The organism is Streptomyces sp. NBC_01546 (assembly GCF_045208355.1).
Lineage (GTDB): Bacteria > Actinomycetota > Actinomycetes > Streptomycetales > Streptomycetaceae > Streptomyces.
Genome location: NZ_CP109379.1, coordinates 1918998 through 1937357 on the forward strand (window position 1 = coordinate 1918998; position 18360 = coordinate 1937357).

The window sequence follows — 18360 nt, forward strand, 5'->3', positions numbered from 1 at the left end:
CCCCCTAGTCGCAGCCCGCCACCCGGCGGGCGAAGGCGGCGAGTTCGGTGCGCCACGCCGGGTCGACGGTGGCCGCCTCCACCGCCGCGTCCGCGCGCGCCAGGAGTCCGGCGATGGTCTCCTCGGCGCCGTCGCGCGCCCGCGCGTCGAAGAACACGTCGCGCAGGAACTGGGCGTCGCCGTCGAAGCCCGGGCCACCGCGCAGGAATCCGCGGATCCGCCAGGCCGCGTGCAGGGCCCGCGCGTACTCCTCGTAGCTCTCGCGCAGATCCTCCCGACCGGCCAGCGAGGCGCCGATCAGCAGCGCGTGGCGCAGCCCGTACCAGCCCGCGCCGCAGCCGCTGCGGCAGCCGTCGAGGCACTGGCCGGGCCAGGCGTCGTCGAGGTACTCGGTCGCGGCGGCGGCCGCGGCGTGCGCCCCGATCGCCCGCTCGGTGCGCAGGTCGTCCCACAACTCCCAGGCCTCGTACGGCAGCCGGACCGCGAGCCGGTCCCCGTAGGCGAGCGCGAGATCGCCCGCGAGCACGGCGGTGCCCTCCCCGAACCGGCGGGACTCGCCCCGCCAGCCGTTGCGCTCGTGCTCGGCGGCGTGGCTGATGTGCAGGGTCGGGATGCCGCGGCGCAGCGACGCGTTGTCCCGTACGTCCTCGCGGATCATCAGGCAGGTGTCGAGGAGTTCGAGCGCGGCGGCCGCGGCCACGGCGTCGTCGCCGTCCGGGTCGCCGCCCGCCGCGAGGTATCCGGTGAGGCAGATGACCGGGTGGGCGCGCTCGGCCCCGGCCTGGACGAGCTCGGCGACGCCGGCGACCAGGACGGCACTGCGCGGATCGGACGTACGCCGGTTGCGGTGTTCCTCGGCGAGCAGCCGGGCGAGGCGCTCCTCGACCCGGTCGAGCATGGCGTCGCGGACCTGTGCGGGTGTGGCCGTCCGCCACGGCTGGTCGTGCGTCGGTGTGGTCATGATGCCCTCCCTGGTGGGCTGCGGATCATGACCAGACCCTCCCCGAGGTGTCTTGCGGGCAGCCACCGGGGGAACGCGCGGGGAGGGATTCCGGGTGTGGCGGGGGCCGGGTGTGCCAGTTGTCTGCCAGAGAAGGGCGGGGGCCGGCGACGGCTTGCCATGACCTTGCCATGGCGCCGGTGCCGAAGCCGTCACCGGCGCCGTAACCGGCGTCGTCGCCCTTGCAGCCGCCTCACACGAACTCGGCCACCCCCAGGTGGAAGTCGACCGGGAGCGCCTGCCGGCCGGGGATCTCCAGCTTGCGGTAGACGCGGGTCAGGTGCTGTTCCACCGTGCTCACGGTGATGTAGAGCTTCTGGGCGATCTCGCGGTTGGTGTGGCCGTGCACCGCCAGCAGGGCCACCCGCTTCTCCGACTCGCTGAGGCTGGCGACGAGATCGGCGTGCGGCGCCTCGGCGGGCTCCGCCGCGTCGGCGGTGTCACCGGTGTGGCCGGGCAGGATCTTCACGCACAGCGCCTCGGCTCCGCATTCCCTGGCCACGTGCCAGGCCCGGCGGTTGACCATGGCGGCGCGCGCCGGTTCGCCGATCTCCCGCAGTACCTGCCCGAAGTCGCCCATCGCGCGGGCCAGTTCGTACTGGTCGCCCGAGCGGTGCAGGTCGTCCACGGCCTTGGCGAGCATCGCCTGCCGCTCCTTGGGCTCGCGCAGGGACGCCCTCAGCCGCAGCGTCATGCCGCGCACCCAGGGGTCGGCGGCGTCCCGGGTGGTGAGCTGGTCCGCGAGGAACCGTTCGGCCTGGTGGGCCTCGCCGAGCTTGAGCAGGGCCTCCGCCGCGTCGGTGCGCCAGGGCAGGAGCCGCGGCCGGTCCAGGCCCCAGCGCCGCATGTGGCGGCCGATGTCCAGGAAGTCGCCCAGGGCCGCGTGGAAGCGGCTCGTGGCGAGCGCGTAGTGGCCGCGGGCCCGCAGGTATCCGAGTCCGTGGATGCTGCCGGAGAGTTCGGCGGGGGCGGGCCGGCTCAGTACGGCCGCCGCTTCCTCGGGCCGCCCCATGGCCGTACGGGCGCGCACCAGGGTGCCGGCGATCCCGCACAGCAGGACGCTGCCGCCGTGTGCGGGCACGGCCCGCAGGATCTCCTGCGCGGTCCCGGCGGCGCCCGTGAGGTCGCCCAGGCGCATCCGCGCCTCGGCGAGCAGTCCGCCGAACACGGCCTGCCAGCCGGTGGCCCCGCGCTGCGCCGCCTGCCGGACGAAGGACTCGCACCAGGGCAGCGCCCTGGCCGCGCCGTCCAGGTACAGCAGGGTGCGCAGTGCCTGCACCACCGGCTCCACGGTGCCTTCGGCCAGGGTGGCGCCCCGCAGGAAGAGTTCGGCGGCCTGCGCTGCCGCGCCCTCCTCCGCCTCCACGGGGAGCGCCCACAGGGCCGCCGGGTGGACGGGGGTCCTGGCCGTGCGGCCCGCCGGGGGCGGTCCGGTCTCGGCCGGTGTGCCGCGACGGGTGGAGGCGGCCCACTGGGGAAACGCGGAGAGCCCGTCGAGGGGATCGTCCCCGGGGATGTCGCCGTGCCGGCGCTCCGCGCCGGGGTGCCGGCCGCCGCAGGCCGCCAGCCGTTCCAGTACGTCGGCCGACTCGTCGATCCGGCCCTGGGCGGCCAGTACGCGGGCCAGCGGGCCCATGGTGTGCGGGCCGAGCTTTCCTCCGGCCAGTGCGGACAGGGGTTCGAGGAGGTGGCGTTCGGCGACCGCCGGGTCGGTGCGTCCGGCGACGGCGCAGAGTCTGATGGCCAGTTCGGCGCGGATCGCGTCGTCCGGGCAGGCCTCCCGGGCGAGTTGGAGTACGGCCGTGGCCTCGGCGAGGGATCCGTCGGCGACGTACTGGTCCGCCGCGGAGCGCAGGACGGGCAGGGCCCATTCCTCGGCGGTGTGCCGTGCGGCGAGGAGCTGGGCGGCGACCGCCGTGTCGGGCGCGCCCGAGGCGCGGGCCAGCAGGGCGGCTTCCCGGTGCAGGGCGGCCCGGGCGGCCGGGTCCATCCGGTCGAGTACGGCGGCGCGCGCGGCCGGGTGCCTGAAGCCGTGCCCGCCCTCGGGGGCGATCAGGCCCGCGGCGTCGAGGGCGGTGAGGGCGCGGACGGCGGCGGCCTCGGTGGCGCCGGTGAGCCGTGCCAGGTGCGCGGCGCCCGCCAGGTCGTCGAGTACGGCGATGGCCTCGGCCAGCCGGGGGGTGGCGGCCCCGCAGCGGTGCAGGCAGGCGAGCACCGCCTGGGTGTAGGCGTCGCCGGGGCGGTGGTGGGGGTCTTGCAGCAGGGACCGCAGGAGCAGCGGGTTTCCGCCGCTGGTCCGGTACAGCCGGTCGGTCTCCGCCTCGGTGCGGTCCGGCAGCATGGCGCGGACGGCCTCGGGGGCGAAGCGTTCGAGGCGCAGCCGTACGAAGTGGGGCAGCCGGAGCAGTTCGGTGCGCAGCAGCGGGTCCTCGGCGCGTTCGTGCACGGACTCGGTGAGCACCAGGAGGACCCTGGCCTGCCGGCTGCCGCGGGCGAGGTGCAGCAGGTAGCGGCTGGACAGCTCGTCGACGTGGTGCAGGTCGTCGACGCAGATCACCACCGGTGCGGCGGCGCTCAGTTCACGGACGGCGGCGGCGAACACCTGCATGGCCTCGACCCGCCCGGCCTCGGCGGGCGACGGCGGGGGCGACAGGGCCCCGGGCGGGGCGTCGGCCGCCAACTGGCGCAGGACGCCCAGGGGATGGCCCCGCTCGGCCCCGGTGCCCATGGCCCGCAGGACGGCGGCCCCCCGGGCTTCGGCACGGGTGGCGACCGTCTCGAGGAATTCACTCTTTCCACACCCGACCGCACCTTCGACTAATAGCAGTCCGGCATTTCCTTCTGCGCAGCCGTCAAGCAGCGCATGTGACAGAGACAATTCCTCGGCACGCCGGAACAACACCATAGGATCCCCCTGTGTCCCCTTTTCCGTGCGTTCCGGAAAGGAATGCGAATCGGAAAGAGAGATGGTCGAGCACTGCTTGAGCCGGAATACAAGATCAGTATAGGCTCGAAATGCCCGCCCCACGGTGTCCGGAAGTTGCCAGGCATCAATCCCCGCGGCGGGCGCCGGGAAAGATCAGCCGCGGGACGTCGCGCGGGTGGCCCGGAGTGCGCCACTCCCGCGGGTAGCCGACGGACACCTCCTCGAAGCGGACTCCGTCGTACCACGTGGTGCGCGGGATGTGCAGGTGGCCGTAGACCACGGCCGCGGCACGGAAGCGGGTGTGCCAGCCGGCGGTGAGCTCGGTGCCGCACCACTGGGCGAACTCCGGGTGCCGCAGGATCCTGGTGGGTGCCTTGACCAGCGGGAAGTGGTTGACGAGCACCGTGCGCAGGTCGGGGTCGCAGGCGGCCAGGCGCCGTTCGGTGGCGGCGACCCGGGCCCGGCACCAGGCCTCGCGGGAGGGATGGGGGTCGGGGTGCAGCATGAATTCGTCGGTGCACACCACCCCCGCCTCGTAGGCCTGCTCCAGCGCCTGCTCCCGGGTGGCCGACTCGGGCGTGCGGAAGCTGTAGTCGTACAGCAGGAAGAGCGGGGCCACGACGAGCGGGCCGGCCGGTCCCGACCAGACCGGATAGGGGTCTTCCGGAGTGTGCACGCCGAAGGAGCGGCAGATCTCCACGAGGTGCCGGTAGCGCGCTTCTCCGCGCAAAGGCACAGGATCGTCGCGCAGGGTCCAAAGATCATGATTCCCGGGCGCCCAGACCACGGTGGCGTAGCGCCGGGTGAGCAGGGCGAGCACCCAACGGAGATCGTCGGGTGACTCGCCCACGTCACCGGCCACGACGAGCCAGTCGTCGGGGCTGTCCGGATACAGCTCCTCGACGATCCGGCGGTTCTCCGGGAATGCGACATGGAGGTCGCTGATGCCCATGAGGCTTCCGTGCGGCATTCGGTGAGGATGAGCGGAAGATCTTGCGGTGGACACCCCTGTTCGTCCCCTCAGTTGCCATGGGGGACGCGGGCGCTGCGCATGACAGGCGTATGGCAAGGCCGGCGGGGCCACTGCCAGGATCCCGGCAGCCGGCCCGCCCGCGGGGCGGCGGATGGCAGCGCCCTGGGAGGAATCCTGATGTCCGGGGGCCGATCGGGGCGGGCGGCGCCCGCGTTCCTGGTCGGGGCGGGGTCGGCGGCGGCAGCGTGGGACGTGTCAGACCGACGCTTCGACCCGAGGGAATGCCGTGCTCACGAAGCTCCTGCCATCGGATGTCGCCACCGCCGAGTCCACCGCCGACCCGGAGCACGTCTTCCTCTTTCCCGAGGAGGAGTTCCTGATCCGCAACGCCGTTCCCAAGCGGCGGCAGGAGTTCGGGACCGTACGGTGGTGCGCCCGCCGCGCCATGGGGGCGCTGGGAGTGCCCCCGACTCCGGTGGTGCCGGGCCGGCGCGGTGTCCCGCAGTGGGGTCCCTCGGTCGTGGGGTCCATGACGCACTGCGCGAGCTACCGGGGGGTGGCGCTCGCCCGCGCCTCGGAGTTCGTCGCGCTGGGCATCGACGCGGAGCCGAACACCCCGCTGCCGGAGGGGGTGCTGGAGTCGATCACGCTGCCCCAGGAGCTGCGCCGGACCCGGGAGCTGGCGCGGGCGGTGCCGGAGATCGCGTGGGACCGGCTGCTCTTCAGCATGAAGGAGGCGGTCTACAAGACGTGGTTCCCGCTCACCGGCCAGGAACTCGACTTCACGGACGCCCTGGTCACCGTCGACGCGGAACAGGAGACGTTCCGCGCCCGGCTGCTGCCGGACCCCGCACGCCTCTCGCCCGCCGGGCCCACCACGTTCAGCGGCCGCTGGTCGGCGCAGGACGGGGTACTGCTCAGCGCCATAGCGGTGCCGGCCGCCCGGTCGGCTCCGCCGGGGGCCCGGACAGCGCGAAGCGCTCCCCCCATCTGCACTGCGGGGAGCGCTTGCTGAACGTCGTCACCGGCGGGGTGGTCTCATCCCCACTGGTCGTCATCGGGAGTGGCGAGTAGACCCTGCACGGACACGCGCACCCCGTCGGCCGCGGCGGACTGACCCGGTCTGCCCAGCAGCGCCCCTGACATGAACTGCACCCCCATAACGGCGATGACCATACCCGTCAGTACAGTCAAGTAAATCGAAGAGAATTTACCGGAAATTGCCCTCACGACGCCCCCAGTCGAAGATCGAGATTTCCTCAGCCAGCACCTTCGCCCGATTTCTCCGGCTTTGGTGTCCCGGTGATGCGAATAGAGTGCGGGATATCGATCATTCACGCCAAGAGCCGCACGCTGGCGTAAAGTTACGTGGCAGCAATTACATCGATCAGTGGGGGCTGGCATGTTCACAGGGGAGGGCTCGGATTCAGGGTTCGCCGAGCTGGACGACATCAGCGCCTCGGCATACGGTCTCGCCGTCGAGTGCGGGCGCTTCGTACGCGAGAAGATCGCCGAGCAGCTGTCCCTGACACCCGAGGAGATCGCGCGGGTGGAGAAGGTGCTGTGCGGGGTGCGCCTCCTGCAATCCATGCCGGGTCAACCGTCCGAACTGACCCCCGTCACACCCGATGTGGCGGCCGCCTCCCTGGTCGCACCCGCGGAGCGGCACATCCGGGAACTGCAACAGGCGGTCACCGACGTCCGGGCCAAGCTGCTGTCCCTGACGCCCCTGTACTTCGAGGGGCGCCGGCTGCGCAACCGGCTGGAGGCCTTCGACATCATCACCGATGTCACCCGGATCCAGGCGATGCTCAACCACCTCAGCCAGAACTGCAAGGACGAGATGCTCACCGTCCAACCCGGTGGCGCCCGGCCGCCCGAACTCCTCGCGCAGGCAAGGGAGTCGGCACTGTCCACGCTGGCCCGCGGGGTCCGGATCCGGACCATCTACCAGCACACCGCCCGCAACGACCTGCCCACCCGCTCGTACGTCCGCGACGTCAGCCTCCAGGGCGCCGAGATCCGGACCGCCGACGAGGTCATCGACCGGCTGATCATCTACGACCGCGAGGTGGCCTTCCTGCCGGAACGATCCACCCACGAGTCCTCGCCCGGGGCGGCGATCGTCCGCGAGCCCACGCTCGTGGCCTTCCTGTGCTCCGTCTTCGAGTACCTGTGGGACGGCGCGTCCCCGTACGTCGTGGAATCCCAGCGGACCCCCGCCTCCTCCGACGAGCTCAAGTGGTCGATCATCCGGCTGATGACCAAGGGCTACAAGGACGAGATGGTCGCCCGCCGGCTCGGCATGTCGGTGCGCACCTGCCGCCGCCACATCGCCGAGATCACCGAGGAACTGGAGGCCACCAGCCGCTTCCAGGCGGGCTACAACGCCGCACGGCAGGAATTACTCTCCGGCGGCCCGGCAGCGGCGCCTCCCCCCTGATCCTCCCCCGGACCCCGTCCGGGGGAACCCCCGCCCAGCGCCTCCGTGATCGCGTCCACGCAGTCCTGGTCGAGCATCGTCGTGACGTGGGCGTCCTGGAGCCGGCCGAAGCCCGCGTCGTAGACCGCGGCGCTCACGACGTACCCGTCCGCCAGCGGGAACGTCCGGAAGATCCACTCGTCCCCGGTGCCCGCCGTCCCGTCCGGCCGCTGGACCCGCACGGGCCTGCCGTCCGGACCGAAGCCGAACTCGGTGAAGCGGAACTGCATGCCCTGGCCGATCGCCTTGCTGTAGGCCTCCTTGAGGGTCCACAGCCGTACGAGGGCGCCGTTGCGCTCCTCCTCCGGCATCCCGGACAGCAGTACCAGCTCGTACGGCGTACAGATGTGCCGGCCCAGACCGCTGCCGTACATCTCGCGGTCGGCGCGCTCCGCGTCCACCCCGATGAGGCCGCAGGTGGTCAGCCCGACGAGCAGCAGGTCCTCCGTGTGGCTCAGGCTGATGTCGATCTGGTCGCAGCCGCGCAGGTACGGACGGCCGGTGGGGCCGTAGGCGAGTTCCAGGTCCGCGGGCTCGCTGGCGAGCACCGCGCCCGCCGCGTACTTCAGGAGCATCCGGGAGGCGATGTAGCGGCCGCGCACGTCGGCGTGCGTCAGGTCCAGGAAGCGCGTCCAGTCACGGCCGAGCAGCTCGCGCAGCCCGTCGCCGGTCGGCAGGACGGGCTCCAGGTCCTTGAGCCTCGCGTAGACCAGCGCCGTGCCGTGGGTGGCGAGGTCCTCCCTGACCCTGTCCCACGAGTCGCCTCCCGGAACCACGGCGACGGGCTCCCCGAGGGGCGGGCCGAGCGTGGGGCTGCCCGGGGCGGTCATCCGTACTCCTTCACGAGCGTGTGGACGTCCCGGAAGCTGCGCGCCTCCAGCAGACGGTGCACCGGCACCCGGTGGCCGGACTCCTCCAGGAGGGCCACCAGGCGGAGCAGGTTGAGCGAGTCCCACCCGGGGAGGTCCGCCAGCGCGGTGTCCGCGCCCGCGGGGACGTCGAGGTCCAGGCCGAGGTCGTCGCGGACCGTCCGCAGGAACGTGTCGAGGCTATCGAGGCTCATCGGCCGGCCTTCCCCCCAGGAATTCGGTGATGCGCACATGACCGGGTACGTCCGGCACCCGTGCCAGGTCGTGGTGGAACTCCAGCGGCCCGCCCTCGGCCGCGCCGGTCCCGATCCGGGTGAAGCCGCAGGACGGGTAGAGATCACGGACGCGGTGGTTGCGTACGGTGGGCACGTACCGGGCCGTCACCGCGGACAGCCCGAGCGCGCGGGCCCGGGCCAGCAGCACGGCGAGGCAGGCCTGTTCGATCCCCCGGGCGAGCACCCGGCAGCTGAGCCACATGTTGTCCAGGTGCAGCGCCCCGTCGGCGAAGGTCCCCAGCACCGCTCCGACCAGGCCGTTGTCGCCGAACCGGTCCGCGGTGCGGGCGGCCAGCAGCAGGCGGCCCTCCGGGTCGGCGGCCAGCTCGGCCAGCTCGGACTCCTGGTGTCCGCCGCCCGTGAGGTTGAACTGGTTGGTGCGCAGGGTCAGCTGGGACAGGCGGGCGAACTCGTGGGCCCGGGTCGGGCCGAGTTCGACGCGTACCCCGAGGTTCCGCAGGAACTCCTCGTGCGAGCCGGCCTTCTCGTGCAGGGCCCGGCGTTCGCGCTGCCGGTGGTACTCGCCGGTCCTGGCCCGGTCCTCGTCGGTCAGCCGCAGGGTGTCGAACCAGCCGTCCGCGAGCAGCCGGGTCACGTGCAGCGCGGGCTCCTCGTCGAGCGGTACGACGGCCACCCCGGGCAGGCCGAACCGCACCCGGGCGCGCTCGGCCGGCGAGTCGTCGGCGAAGACGAGGGCGTCGGTGGCGATGTCCAGCCGGTCCGCGATGTCCGCGAGGTTGCCGTCCTTGGGCTCCCAGTTGGCGTTGATCCGTACGAAGTCGTCCTCGCGCAGCACGAGATCGGGATGTCCGCGCAGGGCCGCGAGGACCTGGTCCTCGTCGTTCTTGCTGCTGACCGCGAGGAGCACCCCCTGGGAGCCGAGCTGTTTGACGCACTTCTGGAAGGCTCCGAACGCCTCGCCGCGCAGCGTGCCGGCCGCCGCGACCCCGTCGGGTCCCCGCTCGCCGAGCACCCCGTCCCACAGGGTGTCGTCGAGGTCGAGCACCAGGCACTTGCGGGTCATGCCGCGCACCGCCCGGGCCAGGTGCGCGACCTCGCGGGCGTACGCCGCGAGGAGTTCCGCACCGAGCTGGACCTTGGCGTACCGGGCCAGGCGGGGGTCGGTGACCGGCCCGCCCTCGCCGACCAGCGGTTCCAGGTCGATCACCACGAGGCGGGGGGCGGTCTCGGTGAGCCGCAGCAGGCGGGCGTTGAACTCCCGCCACACCGCGCCGAGGAGGGCGCGGGAGCGGTGGTCGAGTAGCTGGTGGCTGTAGGCGCGCGGCAGCGGGACGGTGTTGAGTACGAGGGTGCCGGTGCCCGTGGCGGCCCCGGCCGCCAGCGCGGCGCACCGGCTCAGCGCCTCTTCTCCCGCCGCGAGCACGTCCCCGGGTCCCCACACCGTGGGCACCTGGGCGAACAAGGTCTCCGCGTCGAGCAGGCACAGCGTCAGATCCGGTGCGGCGGCACGCAGTTCGCTGCCGGGATCGGTCAGGTCGCGCAGGTACGTGCCGTGTTCGCCGAGGACGGGCCTCAGCAGGAGGCCGTGGCGGGCCAGTTCACCCGTGAGCGGATCGACGACGTGCCCCACCGTGGACTCGCCGGTGACCGCCACCGTCACGACGGGGGTCCGCGGATGGTGGGCCAGCACGGCATCGGGGTCGAGACCGGCGAGCAGCCGCCCGGCCGCCGCGGCGCCCGACGTGCCCTTGGGACCGCTCTCTTCCGCCGCGAGGAGCGCCGGCACCTCGTCGTACGCCTTCTCCAGCAGGCCCAGCGTGCGCAGTTCGCGCAGCCGCTCCAGCCCGGTGGGTCCCGTCGCTCCCGTCGCTCCCGTCGCTCCCGTCGCTCCCGTCGTCATCGACGCCTCACACCTTCTCCAGGGCGAACCCGGCTCTGATCCACCGGCTGGACTCCACGCACAGGGCGAGTGCGCGCTCCCCGGGGGCGAACTTCGGGAACAGCCGCTCGAGTTGCAGGAACGGCAGGGCGTTGCCCGTGTTTCCGGTCTCGGAGACGCAGGAGATCTCCTGTGCGGAGGAGTCCGGCAGCCGCTCCAGGATGCGCCCGGTCATCCGCTCGGAGAGCTGGGGCGGCAGCAGGTAGCCGATGTCGTCCAGGCCCCAGCCGAGTCCGCCGAGCAGTTCCCAGAGGATCTCCACGGTGATCGACGGGACGTGCTCCTCGATCGCCTTGTAGTCCTCGGCCAGCATCCGCCGCTCCGCGTGGCGGTCGGTGGTCCCGTACCAGTCCAGCACCTGTCCGGGCGGACGGCCCTGTCCGGTCCAGGAGTTCAGCACCGCCCGTACGGCCACCCGTTCGCCCTCGGGCTCGTCGGTGAGCACGGCGGCTCCGGCTCCGTCGCCGAACAGGACGTGGTTGACCAGCTCCTCGGTGGCCATCCGGGCGGTGTCCCGCCGGGGCGACAGGAACCGGTGGGTGACGTCGCCGCCGAGGATCAGCCCGGCCCGGCGGCCGCCGAGGACCAGGGTGCGGCCGAGGTCGAGGGCCTGGACCGCCCCGGAGCAGCCCGACTGGAGCTGGAAGACCGGCAGGTGGCCGAGGTCCAGCCGGTCGGCGACCTCGCTCGCGGTGGTGGGCAGGAGCAGGTCGGGGGTCGCGGTCGCGAGGACCAGGAACTCCATGTCGGCGGGGTCGAGCCCGGAGGCGTCCAGGGCCTGGGCGCCGGCCTCGGCGCACAGGTCGGCGAGGGAGCCGCGTACCTCTCCGGTCACCGGGTCCCAGCCGAAGTGGCGGGTCCTGGTGCCGACGAAGAGGTCGATCCACTCGGCGCTCACCCCCAGCAGCCGGCCGAGCGCGGCATTGTCCACCGGGTCCCCGGGCAGGGCCGTACCGGCGGCCGCCAGGTAGACGGCGCGGCCCGTCATGCCGACCTCGCCGCGATCAGGCCGCCGAGGAACTCGGCGAGCGAACCGACCGAGCGCAGCGCGGGCAGCATCTGCTGGACGGACACCTCTCCGACGTGCGGCAGCCGGGCCTCCACCCGGTTCTTGAGCTGCATGATCATCACGGAGTCGAAGCCGAGGTCCTCGTGGAAGCGGGCCTCGCGCACCACGCGCTCCGGGGGGTACCCGCCGACTTCGGTGACCGCCTGGACCACCGCGAGCAGCACCGGGTCGCCCGCGTCGCGGGCGGGTGCGGAGGCGGGGGCGGGGGCGGCCTGGGGGTCCTGCCGCTCCGGCAGCCGCTCCCCGGCCGAAGCCGGAGCCGGAGCCGTCGCCGCGGGCAGCGGCGCGCGCCGGTCCCAGTAGCGCTGCGCCGAGGAGAAGACGTACGGGCTCATCTGCTCGGCGACCCGGTGCTCGGGTGCGTAGAGCTCCTCCCACACCGGATCGAGTCCGCAGCGGTGGAGGGCGGCGACGGTCTCGGCGAGGTCCCGGCCGGTGGCCTCGGGGCCCGGCGCGGGGTGCAGGAACTCGGCTCCCGGCGCCCGGCCGCCCCGGGCGGCGAGCTGGAGGAGCTGGGTGCGCGGGCCGATCTCGATCAGATGGGTGGGGGCGATGTCCGAGACGAGCGCTCTCAGCGCGGTGTCCATGAGCACGGGCTCCTCGATCTGGTCCGCCCAGTAGTCGGCGTCCATGGGTTCGTGGTGCAGCATCCGGCCGTGCCGGGTCGAGGCCACCGGCACCGCGGGCTGCGCACACCGCACCGCCTCGGTGCGCAGCTTCGCGGCGGCCGGGGCCATCAGGGGCGAGTGGAAGGCGTACGGGGCGGGCAGCTCCCTGACCCGTACGCCGCGCCCGGTGAGCTCCTTGCCGATCCTGGCCAGTGCGGCCGACGGCCCGGAGAGCACGGTGTCCGCGGGGCCGTTCAGCGCGGCCACGACGGCGTCCGGCTCCCCCGCCAGGATCCCGGCGAGCTCCTCGGGAGCGGTGGCTACGGCGAGCATGCCGCCGCCGGGGGGCAGTTCGCCCGTCAGCGCGCCGCGCCGGACGACCAGGCGGGCGGCCTCGTCCAGGTCGAGGGCGCCCGCGGTCACGGCCGCCGCGTACTCGCCCAGGCTGTGGCCGAGGACGGCGGCCGGGGCGATCCCGAGCGCCGTGAGGGTGCGGGCCAGGGCGTAGCCGACGGCGAACAGGGCGGGCTGCGCGAACTCGGGGCGGTGCACCCGCTCGTCGCCGCCGAGGATCAGGTCGCGCACCGAGGTGCCCAGGGGGGCGGCGAGGGCCTCGTCGGCCTCGTCGAGATGGCGGCGGTAGGCCGCCGACTCGCGGTGCAGCCGCGCCGTCATGCCCGGGAACTCGCTGCCCTGCCCGGTGAAGAGAAAGGCCACCACCGGCCTGCCCCACGGGCGCCCGCCGATCCCGGCCGGATCCTGGGCGGCCGCGCCGCGCAGCGCGGAGACGAGCTCGTCGGTGTCGCGGACGGTGACCGCGAACCGGTGCGGCAGGCCGGTCTTGATGCGGTTGCTGCTCCAGCACAGGGCGGCGGCGCCGCCGCGCGGCCGTCTGGCGACCGCCTCCGCCTGGGCGGCGAGGTTGCGGCGCAGTCCTTCGGGGGTGTCGCCGCTGACGGTGAACACGCCGACGGCCCCGCGGGCGGCGCCCGTACGGGCCTTGGGCATTGCGGCCGCGGTGCGGCGGGGCAGCCGGGGGGCCGAACCGAGGACGGCATGGGCGTTGGTGCCGCCCATGCCGAAGCTGCTCACCCCGGCGAGGCTCTCCCCGCGAGGCAGCCGCATCGGGGACTTCAGCAGCCGCAGGCCCCGTTCGCCGAGCCGCAGCCGCGGGTTCTCGCGCTCGGCGAAGAGGCTGGCGGGGACGATGCGGTGGTGCAGGGCGAGGGCGGTCTTGATGAGTCCGGCGATGCCCGCCGCACCCTCGGTGTGCCCCAGGTTGCCCTTGACGGAGCCGAGCGCGCAGGGCGCGTCGCGCGCGATGCCGTGCAGCGCGCCGAGCGCCGCGCACTCGATGGCGTCGCCGAGTACGGTGCCGGTGCCGTGCGCCTCCAGGAACGCGACGCGGTCCGGGGTGATGCCGGCGCGCCGGTAGGCGGAGTTCAGCACCCGCTGCTGCGACCAGCGGTTGGGGGCGATGACCCCGTTGCTGCGGCCGTCCTGGTTGACGGCGCTGCCGCGCAGTACGGCGTAGATCCGCTGTCCCTCGGCCAGGGCGTCGTCGAGCCTGCGCAGGACGACCAGGCCCACGCCGTCGCTGCGGCCGATCCCGTCGGCGTCGGCGCTGAAGGGTTTGCAGCGGCCGTCGTGGGCGGCCAGGCCGAGCTGTCCGTAGACCATGCCCATGGACGGCGAGAGCACGATGCTGGCGCCGCCGGCGAGGGCGGTGTCGCACTCCCCGGCCAGCAGGGAGTTGGCGGCGAGGTGGACGGCGACGAGCGAGGAGGAGCAGGCCGTGTCGACGGCGAGGCTGGGGCCGGTGAGGTTGAAGTGGTAGGAGATCCGGTTGGCCGCCATCCCGGCGCTGCTGCCGGCGCCGAGCAGCGGGGTGACCTGCGCGAGGTCGCTCATGGTCAGGCGGCCCCACTCGCCGCCCATCATGCCGATGAACACCCCGGTCTCGGTGCCCGCCAGTTCGCCGGGGGCGCGGCCCGAGTCCTCGAGGGCGCGCCAGGCGCAGGGCAGCAGCAGCCGCTGGTGCGGGTCCATCGCGGCGGCCTCGCGCGGGGTGACGGAGAAGAAGTCACTGTCGAAGACATCGACGTCGTCGATGAAGCCACCGCGGCCGCTGACAGCGGGGAAGTCCTGCGCCTCCCATCGCTGGGCGGGGACCGGGCCGGTGCCGGCCCCGCCCCGCATCAGCAGGTCCCAGTACGCCTGCACGCCCGCCGCCCCCGGGAAGGCGCAGTCGATGCCGACGACGGCGATGTCCCCCATCAGCGCTGGTCCGCCGGTGCGGTGGCGGCCTGACCTGCGGGAGGGCCGGCGGGCGCGGCGGCGGCCAGCGCGGCCGACAGGTGGCGGACCAGGCTCGCCACGGTCGGGTGGTCCCACAGCAGCGTCGGCTCCACCTCGAGGCCGAACTCCTCCTCCAGGTCGCCGCACAGGCTCAGCGCCGCCACCGAGTCCATGCCGTACTCGGCGAGCGGCACGGTGGGGTCGATGGTCTCGGGAGCCCGGCGCAGGTAGACGGAGAGCCGGGCCGACAGCCATGCGTGCGGCAGTACGCCGTCAGCGGTGGCCGCGGTCGCGGTGGTCGCGGTGTGCCGACCGGTGGGAACGGTCATCGTGGGGCTCCTTCGGTGCGTACGGCCCGGGTCCCGGTCAGCCCGGGATGGGGGTGGAGTAGAGGTCGTAACCGAGCTGGGTGCTGAAGCGGAGCTGGACCTCGTGCCGGATCCGGGTCTCGCACTCCGGCGGCAGATCGGCCACGCGCGTGCCGAGCCGGCGGGCGATGTGGTGCAGCGCGGCCGCCGCCCAGCACGGATCGGCGAGGAACGGGTCGGGGCCGTAGCGGCCCTGGTCCCACAGGCCCAGTACGGCGGCAGCGGCCAGCAGCAGCGCGTACCGGTCCATGAGAGCGAACCGGGCGGGCTGGGCGGTGGCCGCGGAACCGGCCGCCTCCAGCCTGAGCACCCGGCTCCGTACGTCGCGGAACTCCTCGACGAGCTGCCCGGCGAGCGTGCGCAGGGCCCGCTCGACGGGACCGCTGCCGTCGACGGCCGAGCTGACGGCGAGCATCGTCGCGCTGAGCGAGTCGCGCCCGCACGCGAGAGCGAGCCGGTCGGTGCGCAGCGGCGGCAGGTCTCCGCCCAGCCGGAACAGACCCGAGGGCGCCTCGTCCTCCAGGAACCACGAACTCCGGGCCAGGCGCGGCATCTGCGGGATGACCGTGGCCTGGCAGGCGACCGTGCCGGCGTGGCCGAGGCTGAGCACCGGTACGTCCCTGACGTGCTTCTGGAAGATGCCCAGGCTGCCCTCGCGGGTGTAGAAGCCGGAGCCGAGGACTATGGACAGGTCGTACATGGTCTCGGTGAGCACGCGGGGCAGCAGGTACTTGAGCGCCGCCGAGTAGACGCTGGTCTCGGCCGGCAACAGGTGCAGGGCCCTGGTGGCGACGACGGCGAGGCTGTCGTAGAGCAGCAGGTTGACGAAGGCGCTGGTCAGTGCGGCGCCGGTGCGGCTCCCGTCCGTGCCTCGGGCCTGCGCGCCGCCGGAGTGCTCCCGGTCGAAGCGGACGGCGGTGCGCAGGCTGGTGTCGAGGGCGGCGACGGCCGAGGCGGAGATCACCGTGCGGCTGATCTGGAAGGAGCGCAGGGCGGTTTCGATCCCGCTGCCCTCGGGGCCCAGCAGGGCGGTGGCGGGCACCGGACAGTCGTCGAACTCCACTCCGGCGAACCGGCAGCCGCGCAGTCCGACCGGGGTGCGGCGGGCCGTCACCGCCGCGCGTGCGTCGGTCAGCTGCCCCGGTTCGAGGAGCAGTACGGAGTGGCTGCGGCTGCCCGGCGCCGGGTCGGTGCGGCAGAACAGGACCAGCGCGCCGGCCCGCTCGAGGTTGTTGACCAGGGGCTTGCCACCGCTGATCAGATAGCCGTGGGGGCTGCGCCGGGCGGTGACCTGGCTGCGTACGTAGTCGTTGCTGTGGGCGGTCTCGTGCTGGGCGATGGCCGCCTTGCCGCCGTCGCGCAGCAGCCCGGCCAGCCAGTGGCGCTGCCGGGAGCTCCCGGCGGTCCACACGTCGGAGGCGGCCATGAAGGTGGTCATGCCGTGGCCCATGGCCAGGCCGACGTCCCGGCGGAAAACCGGGCGCATGATCCGGACCAGGGTGTCCATGCCGTCGAGCCGCCCGCCCAGGGCCTGCGGGATGTACTCGTCGGTGATCCCGAACTCGTCGAGCAGCGCCTCGCCTGCGGCGAAGGGCACCGCCGCCCGGTCGGCCTCCAGCAGCGCGGTGTAGCCGACCGGGTTGGCCGGGTCCGAGGGGTCGCCGAGCAGCGACTCCAGGGCGGCGACCCGGGTCCGTACGGCGTCCTCGCGCCGGCGCGCCACCGTGCGGTCGCCGAGGAGGGCGGCTACCACCGTCTTCCTCCGTCGGCTCCTTCCGGCCGCAGCAGGTCCTCGCCGAACAGCACGTCCTCGGCCCGGGCCAGCGCCCACACGTCGGGGGTCAGCACCTCGTAGTCGCCGCGCACCACGCCGTCGAGGAAGAGCTTGCGCATCAGGGTGCGCTGGACCTTGCCGCTGCTGGTGCGGCGTACGGCGCCGGGGCGCACCAGCAGGATGTTGCCGGCCGGGATCTCGAACTCCTTGCCGATGAGGGCCTGGATCTTCTGCGCGACGGTGCGCAGTTCCTCGCTGCCGGCTCCGCGCACCTCCTGGACGAGGACGAGGTGTTCCCGCCCGGCGTCCACGGAGAACGCGGCGCCCACGCCGAAGGTCAGGGCGGGGCTGACGGTCCGCGCCGCCCATTCGATGTCCTGCGGGTACACGTTGCGGCCGTTGATGATGACGACTTCCTTCAGCCGCCCGGTGACGAACAGTTCACCGTCCTCGAGCATGCCCAGGTCGCCGGTGCGCAGGAAGCCGCTCTCCTCGTCGTTGAGGCTGGCGCGGAAGGTGCGTACCGTCTCGGTGGGCCGCTGCCAGTAGCCGCGGGCCACGCTGTAGCCGCGCAGCCAGATCTCGCCGACCGCGCCGGCCGGGAGCTCGTGGTGGGTCAGCGGGTCGACGATGCGCACCTCGATGTCGACGGGGGCGCCGCAGCCGATCAGGGTCCGGACGCGCTCGGTGCCGGTGGCCGAGGGACCGGCGCCGATCACCCGGTCACGTTCCAGGGCGGTCTGGTTGAACTCCTTGCGGACGTGCGGGGTGCCGGGGACGCCGCCGGAGACGACCAGGGTGGCCTCGGCCAGTCCGTAGCAGGGGCGCAGGGCCTCGGGGCGGAACCCGGCCGGGGCGAAGCGTTCGGCGAACTCGTCCAGGCTCTCGGGGCGTACCGGTTCGGCGCCGTTGAGGGCCAGGCGCCAGCGGGACAGGTCCAGGGCGGCGATCTGCTCGTCCTTGATCCGCCGCACGCACAGGTCGTAGCAGAAGTTGGGGCCGCCGCCCACGGTGACGCCGTACTCGTCGATGGCCTGGAGCCAGCGCAGCGGGCGCTTGACGAAGGACAGCGGGGTGACCTGGACGCTGTGGCTGCCGAGCCAGACGGGGTGCAGCAGGTGGGCGACCAGTCCCATGTCGTGGAAGTACGGCAGCCAGCTGCCGAAGACGTCCTCGCGGGTGGTGTGCAGCACCTTCTGCAGGGCGGCCTGGTTGGCGAGCAGGTTGCGGTGGGAGACGGTCACACCGCGCGGTTCGGAGACGGAGCCGGAGGTGTACTGGAGGAACACGAGGTCGTCGGGGCGTGCGGTGACGGGCTGCCAGGCGCCGGCGTCGCCGAAGCCGGGGACGTCGGTGACCACGCACTCGGCGTCGGGCCGGGAGTTGCGGGCGAGCCAGAGCGCGACCTCGGGCGCGGCGGCGGTCTCGGTGAGCACCACCTTGGCGCCGGTGTCCTTCAGGACGGCGGTGGTGCGGTTGAGCCGCTTGTCGCGGCCCGCTTCGCCCGGCATCGGTACGGGGACCGCGACGGCGCCGGCGTAGAGGCAGCCGGCGAAGGCCTTGAGGAACTCGACGGTGGAGGAGTAGACCAGCAGCACCGGCTGTCCGGTCGCCCCGTACTCCTGGAGGCCGGCCGCGATGCGTCTCGCCTCCCGGTCCAGCTCCCCGTACGTGAGGTGCCGGGCCTGCGCTCCGCCGGCCGTGTCGCGGAGGAAGACGTGCACGTCCTCGTCGGCGAGTTCTGCCGTCCGAACGCGGAGGAGTTCGGTGAAGGTGGCGAAGCGTGACTCTGACATCCGCGGCATCCCCTCGCGTCTG

General features: G+C 73.4%; 13 protein-coding genes. 2 read left to right on the top strand and 11 right to left on the bottom strand.

The genetic code is table 11. The annotated features are described in order from the left end of the window. Positions 1 to 4: 4 nt before the first annotated feature. The 3 genes from OHA89_RS09105 to OHA89_RS09115 all read right to left on the bottom strand — a co-directional run bounded on the left by OHA89_RS09105 (position 5) and on the right by OHA89_RS09115 (position 4878). Positions 5 to 961, bottom strand: a complete 957-nt coding sequence (locus OHA89_RS09105) for a polyprenyl synthetase family protein (protein ID WP_406365852.1) — start codon at positions 959 to 961, stop codon at positions 5 to 7. Positions 962 to 1193: 232 nt separating this feature from the next. Beyond that, the gene (locus tag OHA89_RS09110) at positions 1194 to 3905 is read right to left on the bottom strand and encodes an AAA family ATPase (RefSeq protein WP_406365853.1); all 2712 of its coding nucleotides are present in this window, start codon (positions 3903 to 3905) and stop codon (positions 1194 to 1196) included. 145 nt (positions 3906 to 4050) lie between these two features. Next, a complete protein-coding gene (locus OHA89_RS09115) occupies positions 4051 to 4878 on the bottom strand; it encodes a metallophosphoesterase family protein (protein ID WP_406368450.1) in 828 nt (275 codons plus the stop codon). 307 nt (positions 4879 to 5185) lie between these two features. On the opposite strand from OHA89_RS09115, the gene OHA89_RS09120 reads away from it, so the two are divergent. Both OHA89_RS09120 and OHA89_RS09125 read left to right on the top strand, forming a co-directional pair. Further along, a complete protein-coding gene (locus tag OHA89_RS09120) occupies positions 5186 to 5914 on the top strand; it encodes a 4'-phosphopantetheinyl transferase (RefSeq protein WP_257553595.1) in 729 nt (242 codons plus the stop codon). Positions 5915 to 6301: 387 nt separating this feature from the next. Then, positions 6302 to 7342, top strand: a complete 1041-nt coding sequence (locus OHA89_RS09125; RefSeq protein ID WP_215149910.1) for a LuxR C-terminal-related transcriptional regulator — start codon at positions 6302 to 6304, stop codon at positions 7340 to 7342. Here the strand turns inward: OHA89_RS09125 and OHA89_RS09130 are convergent. From OHA89_RS09130 to OHA89_RS09165, 8 genes are read right to left on the bottom strand one after another with little or no spacing between them, the layout of a single operon-like run. Beyond that, positions 7282 to 8211 (bottom strand): 4'-phosphopantetheinyl transferase superfamily protein, encoded by a 930-nt coding sequence (locus tag OHA89_RS09130; RefSeq protein WP_257553596.1) that lies wholly within the window; start codon positions 8209 to 8211, stop codon positions 7282 to 7284. The two genes, OHA89_RS09125 and OHA89_RS09130, sit on opposite strands and share 61 nt — an antisense overlap. Then, positions 8208 to 8444 carry a phosphopantetheine-binding protein gene (locus OHA89_RS09135; RefSeq protein WP_215149912.1) on the bottom strand — a complete coding sequence of 79 codons (237 nt, stop codon included), beginning with the start codon at positions 8442 to 8444 and terminating at the stop codon, positions 8208 to 8210. The genes OHA89_RS09130 and OHA89_RS09135 overlap by 4 nt, the downstream gene beginning before the upstream one ends. After that, positions 8431 to 10386 (bottom strand): HAD-IIIC family phosphatase, encoded by a 1956-nt coding sequence (locus OHA89_RS09140; RefSeq protein WP_406365854.1) that lies wholly within the window; start codon positions 10384 to 10386, stop codon positions 8431 to 8433. The genes OHA89_RS09135 and OHA89_RS09140 overlap by 14 nt, the downstream gene beginning before the upstream one ends. A gap of 7 nt (positions 10387 to 10393) precedes the next feature. Beyond that, positions 10394 to 11413: a 3-oxoacyl-ACP synthase III family protein gene (locus OHA89_RS09145; protein ID WP_215149914.1), complete on the bottom strand. Its 1020-nt coding sequence runs from the start codon at positions 11411 to 11413 to the stop codon at positions 10394 to 10396. After that, entirely contained in the window at positions 11410 to 14379 is a 2970-nt protein-coding gene (locus OHA89_RS09150; RefSeq protein WP_406365855.1) for a type I polyketide synthase, read from the bottom strand. The genes OHA89_RS09145 and OHA89_RS09150 overlap by 4 nt, the downstream gene beginning before the upstream one ends. After that, entirely contained in the window at positions 14379 to 14729 is a 351-nt protein-coding gene (locus OHA89_RS09155; RefSeq protein ID WP_257553599.1) for an acyl carrier protein, read from the bottom strand. Before OHA89_RS09155 ends, OHA89_RS09150 begins: the two co-directional genes overlap by 1 nt. A gap of 37 nt (positions 14730 to 14766) precedes the next feature. After that, a complete protein-coding gene (locus OHA89_RS09160) occupies positions 14767 to 16521 on the bottom strand; it encodes an acyl-CoA dehydrogenase (protein WP_257553600.1) in 1755 nt (584 codons plus the stop codon). Beyond that, the gene (locus OHA89_RS09165; protein WP_266614131.1) at positions 16515 to 18338 is read right to left on the bottom strand and encodes a fatty acyl-AMP ligase; all 1824 of its coding nucleotides are present in this window, start codon (positions 18336 to 18338) and stop codon (positions 16515 to 16517) included. The genes OHA89_RS09160 and OHA89_RS09165 overlap by 7 nt, the downstream gene beginning before the upstream one ends. Between the last annotated feature and the right edge of the window lie 22 nt (positions 18339 to 18360).